Annotated in this window: 6 protein-coding genes; all 6 read left to right on the top strand. The window is 28.9% G+C overall.

Annotation, left to right across the window (positions count from 1 at the left end):
- Positions 1-51: 51 nt before the first annotated feature.
- Complete coding sequence (locus tag ACH2BG_RS13410; RefSeq protein ID WP_395048202.1) at positions 52-744, top strand: hypothetical protein; 693 nt, start codon at positions 52-54, stop codon at positions 742-744.
- A 177-nt stretch (positions 745-921) separates the two neighbouring features.
- Positions 922-1953, top strand: a complete 1032-nt coding sequence (locus ACH2BG_RS13405; protein ID WP_395048201.1) for a pesticidal protein Cry7Aa — start codon at positions 922-924, stop codon at positions 1951-1953.
- A gap of 9 nt (positions 1954-1962) precedes the next feature.
- Entirely contained in the window at positions 1963-4260 is a 2298-nt protein-coding gene (locus ACH2BG_RS13400) for a glycosyltransferase (RefSeq protein WP_395048200.1), read from the top strand.
- An 11-nt stretch (positions 4261-4271) separates the two neighbouring features.
- On the top strand, positions 4272-4421 hold the full coding sequence (locus ACH2BG_RS13395; protein WP_395048199.1) for a hypothetical protein: 150 nt from the start codon (positions 4272-4274) through the stop codon (positions 4419-4421).
- Positions 4422-4433: 12 nt separating this feature from the next.
- Positions 4434-4928, top strand: a complete 495-nt coding sequence (locus ACH2BG_RS13390; RefSeq protein WP_395048198.1) for a response regulator — start codon at positions 4434-4436, stop codon at positions 4926-4928.
- A gap of 104 nt (positions 4929-5032) precedes the next feature.
- On the top strand, positions 5033-5225 hold a 193-nt coding region (locus ACH2BG_RS13385; protein ID WP_395048197.1), incomplete at its 3' end, for a BON domain-containing protein.

Raw genomic sequence — 5225 nt, 5'->3', positions numbered from 1 at the left:
AGATTTACATTAAATATTTAAACTTAATTAAATATATTAAACTAAATTATTATGAAAAAAAGTGTATTAAAATTTGGATTATTTTCAATGATTCTATTAGGAATGGTATCTTGTAAAGACAAAGAAAAAGAAATGGCTGATAAAAGAATTAGCGAATTAGAAAGTTATGTAGATTCTTTAAAAACTGTTTCTGCTGAAGATAGAGAAGCTAATTGGGAAATGATTTCTCGAGATTTTGAAACTAAAAACACAAATGCAAATGATGCATTGACAAGTCTTGATCAAGATTCAAAAACAAAATCTCAAGAAAGAATAAATGCTTCAAATGCTAGATATGATGAGTATAAAGTTATTGTGTTAACAGAAAAAGAAACAGCCTCAAATGATGTTGCTGTACCAGCAAAAACTAGCTCTTCACAATTGTTAAGAGACAGATTATTTGGTGCAGGAAAAATAGGAAATGACATGAGTTTTGCTTGGGTAAACAAAGACAATATTCTTTCTGTATATAGCAATTTTTATGATTCATATAAAAAGAATAAAGGCGACTTTACTAGAGAAGATTATGATGAAATAAAATTAATGTATGAAGCTTTAGATGCTAGAAAAAACACAGTTGAAAAAGAAGGATTATCATCTGAGGATAATGGGAAGATTGCTTCTATCAAATTCAAATTAGCACCAATGTTTAAAGCAAACAGAATTGGAGCAAAAAGCAGAGAAAATTCAGAAGCTAAAGAATAAATAATAATTATTAGTTCAAAGAAAATGTCAATCAGAAATGGTTGGCATTTTTTATTTAAAACAATCGAAAAACGTGTGAATTGTATAAGTAAATAGGATAGTTGTATAACTTTTCTATTTCAAATAAATCGACCTTTATAAAGCATTGATAATAATATAAATATCAATAAATATATTATGGTAGAAGTTAAAAAAAATGGAATTATTCTTGAAAAAACAGCTTTAGGTTTTGAATGGGAAGGTGTACTAAATCCTGCCGTAATTCATTATGGAGATTTTATTCATATTTTTTATCGTGCAGTTGCAAAAGGTAACTATTCAAGTATTGGTTATGCAAAATTTAAAACGCCATTAGAAGTTGCGGAACGTAGCGATGTACCTGTTATTTTTCCTCAATTTGATTACGAAGAACACGGTGTTGAAGATGGTAGAATTGTCAGAATAAACGATATGTTTTATTTGTCCTATTGTGCTTTTGATGGTGTAAACGCATTAGGAGCATTGGCAACTTCTCTGGATTTAATAAATTGGGAAAAACACGGAATTATTGTTCCTCAAATGATGTTTGACGAGTTTAAACGTTTGGCAGAAACCAAAGGACAAGTAAACGAGAAATATTTACGCTATAATGAACACGACAGAGTTCGAGAGCGAAAAGGTAAAAAGGTTTTAGTTTGGGATAAAAATGTGGTCTTTTTTCCAAGAAAGATTAACGGAAAATTACATTTTTTGCATCGTATAAAGCCAGATATTCAAATAGTTTGTGTAAACGATATCAGCGAACTAACAACAGAGTTTTGGCAAAATTATATGTTGAAATTTAAAGATTATATCTTGTTGACTCCAAAATACAAACACGAAATTAGTTACATAGGAGCGGGTTGTCCACCAATAGAAACTAACGAAGGTTGGTTAATTATTTATCACGGTGTCCATGATACTATAAAAGGATATGTTTATTGTGCTTGTGTGGCATTATTAGATTTAGAAAGCCCACAAAAAGAAATTGCTAGATTGCCTTATCCGCTATTTCAACCCGAATTAAATTGGGAAATAAAAGGTGAAGTAAACAATGTTTGTTTTCCATCTGGAGCAATAATTGAAGAGGACACTTTATATATTTATTATGGTGCCGCCGATACGCGAATTGGTTGTGCATCAGTTTCTTTATCCGAATTGTTATCTGAATTAATGCTCAATTTAAAATAATATCAAATTATGAAGAAAAAAAATATTTTACCTGAAATTTTAATTATCACATCTTATCCGCCACGTGAGTGCGGCATTGCGACGTATTCTCAAGATTTAATTTTTGCGCTGAATAATAAATTTACAAAGTCTTTTGATATTAAAATTTGTGCTTTAGAATCTGAATTCGAAAAACATAAATATGCTAATGATGTCCATTATGTTTTAAAAACAGATAATCAAAAATCCTATATAGAATTAGCTGAAAATATTAATAAAAATTCAAATATTTCTATGGTTTTAATTCAACATGAATTTGGGCTTTATAGAACAAATGAAGAGGATTTTATTAAACTTTTACAAACTATAAACAAACCCATAATTGTTGTTTTTCATACGGTTTTACCTAACCCTAATTTAACAATGCAGAAAATGGTACAGGAGATAGACAATTGTACTAATGCATTTATTGTAATGACAAATGCTTCATCAAAACTATTGGTTGAAGATTATAAGATTGATCAGGATAAAATTTCGGTAATTCCGCACGGAACACATTTGGTAAAACATTCCAATAAAGATGTTTTAAAAGAAAAGTATAAGGTGGAAGGTAGAAAAATTGTTTCAACTTTCGGATTATTAAGTTCTGGGAAATGTATTGAGACTTCAATCAATGCGTTGAGAACAATTGTGAAAAAACATCCCGAAGTTTTGTTTTTAGTTATCGGAAAAACGCATCCAAATGTGGTAAAAAATGATGGAGAAAAGTATCGTGAAAACCTGGAAGCGAGAATCAATGCGTTACAATTAAATAAGTACGTAAAATTCATCAATCAATATTTACCGCTACACGAATTGTTAGAATATTTACAATTGACGGATATTTATCTATTCACATCAAAAGACAGAAATCAAACGGTTTCAGGAACTTTTTCATATGCAATTAGTTGTGGTTGCCCAATTATCTCTACTCCAATTCCTCACGCTATTGAAGTGTTAAATGGTGGAACTGGAATAATTATAGATTTCGAAAATGCGCAACAACTAGGCGAACAGGTAAATAATTTGTTAGATGACGAGCAACTTCGAAAAAATATTTCTGCTAACGGAATTCACAAATTAGCACCAACTGCTTGGGAGAATTCAGCCATTTCTCACGCTATTTTGTTTGAACAAATTAGTAATCAAGAATTAGAATTACACTATAAAATTCCTGAAATAAATTTGAATCACTTCAAAAATTTGACTACTAATTTCGCAATGATTCAGTTTTCAATAATCAATCAACCTGACATTTGTTCAGGTTATACTTTAGATGATAATGCAAGAGCTTTAGTAGCAATTTGCCAGCACTATGAATTAAAAAATGAGGATATTGATTTAAAATACATTAATAAATATTTCAGTTTTATAAAATATTGCTTGCAACCTGAAGGCTATTTTTTGAATTATGTAGATGAAAATAAAAAATTCACGAAACAAAACTCCGAAAATCTTGCCGATTCTAATGGGAGAGCTATTTGGGCTTTGGGATATTTAGTATCAATAAGTGATTTATTACCAGTAGAATTAGCAGAGAATGCTAAAAAAACATTGCAATTGTCATTAGGTAATGTTTGTAAAATTCATTCGCCAAGAGCCATGGCATTTATCATAAAAGGAATTTATTATAGTAACACTAAAAATCATTCTGAAGATAATGTAAATATTTTGAAGCATTTAGCAGATAAATTAGTTCAAATGTATAAGCACGAAAACGATGAAAATTGGCATTGGTTCGAAAGTTACTTAACCTACGGAAACAGCATTTTACCAGAAGCTATGTTGTGTGCTTTTTTAGCAACTAATAACCTAGTTTACAAGGAAATCTCTAAAACTTCATTCGATTTTTTATTGTCTAAAATATTCAAAAACAATGTTATAAAAGTGGTTTCTAACAAAGGTTGGTTGCAAAATAATAACGAATCATTTCACGAGCAAATAGGTGGAGAACAGCCAATTGATGTTTCTTATTCAATAATTGCTTTAAGTAAATTTTATGATGTTTTTCAAGAAGAAGAGTATCTACAAAAAATGGAAATAGCCATCAATTGGTTCTTGGGCAAAAATCATTTACAGCAAATTATTTACAATCCTTGCACTGGAGGCTGTTATGATGGTTTAGAAGATACATATATCAATTTAAATCAAGGTGCAGAATCAACAGTAAGTTATTTGATGGCAAGGTTAACGATGGAGAAATATTTTATTAAAAATGAGAAAACTACCAAGCTATTAAAAATGAATCATTCTAAAAAGTCGAACAAAAATATAATCATTGAAATTTAAAATTTAAAATTATGACAACTAAAAAAACACAAATAATAGCACCTAAAAAAAGTGATGCTAAGAAAAAAACAGAAGCCTCGAATTCTAAAACAAAATCTGCTGGTTCTAAACAAACAATTAGAAAAAAGTTGAATGAATTTGGAGATAATGATTCACTATAAAAAAATCATAAAATGGAAACACAAATTCAAAACCTATTCCTTTTGGAAGACAACGAATTGTCATCAAATAGGATTGTTGCATTTTTAGAAAATAGATTCAGAAATTCACTTAGAATTTCAACTTTTATAAATGGTGAAACCCTTCTGGAAGAGATTGATGGTAATACCGCAATCGTAATACTTGACTATGATTTAAAAGGAGAAAAAGCAGACGTATTAATACTAGAGATTAGAAAAAAAAACCCAAAAACTGAAATCATTATTCTTTCGGCAGATGAAGATATTGCAATTGCAATTGATGCATTTAGAAATGGTGCAAAAAGAGTTATTATAAAGGGAGAGCAATCTAAAAGAGAGCTTTTTTTAGTCATCTATAAAATATTAAACTATCCAGTAAAAATATTAACAGAGCGATTTGCTATTAATAAAATACTAGCCATTTTTATTGCCTATTTTATCATAATTGGGATTGTAGTTTATATTGGTATGAGTTTATTAAATTATTAGAAATAATAAGCTATGAATATTACAACATATCCTAAAAATTATGTAACGCATTAACAATCAGTATAAACCAACTTTGTAATTATTTTTTTAAATCTTTTATAAAAATGACAACAGATGATATTCTAAAAGAAATAGTTTCTAATGCTATTGATACAAATTTTAACAATAACATATCAATTAGTGTTTTAGAACAAGAAGTTACACTTAAAGGAATTGTGAATTCCTATGATGAAAAAGATCAAATAGAAGAAATTATCTGGAACACGTTTGGCGTTGTTTCAGTAAATAATGAATTAG

This window comes from Flavobacterium sp., from assembly GCF_043779715.1.
Lineage (GTDB): Bacteria > Bacteroidota > Bacteroidia > Flavobacteriales > Flavobacteriaceae > Flavobacterium.
The sequence above is the reverse complement of the archived record's forward strand: the minus strand, read 5'-3'. Positions and strand labels throughout refer to the sequence as shown.

Excerpts from the sequence above, each read along its gene's own strand:
- ACH2BG_RS13410 (WP_395048202.1), top strand. The coding sequence starts at position 52 with ATGAAAAAAAGTGTATTAAAATTTGGATTATTTTCAATGATTCTATTA.
- ACH2BG_RS13405 (WP_395048201.1), top strand. The coding sequence starts at position 922 with ATGGTAGAAGTTAAAAAAAATGGAATTATTCTTGAAAAAACAGCTTTA.
- ACH2BG_RS13400 (WP_395048200.1), top strand. The coding sequence starts at position 1,963 with ATGAAGAAAAAAAATATTTTACCTGAAATTTTAATTATCACATCTTAT.
- ACH2BG_RS13395 (WP_395048199.1), top strand. The coding sequence starts at position 4,272 with ATGACAACTAAAAAAACACAAATAATAGCACCTAAAAAAAGTGATGCT.
- ACH2BG_RS13390 (WP_395048198.1), top strand. The coding sequence starts at position 4,434 with ATGGAAACACAAATTCAAAACCTATTCCTTTTGGAAGACAACGAATTG.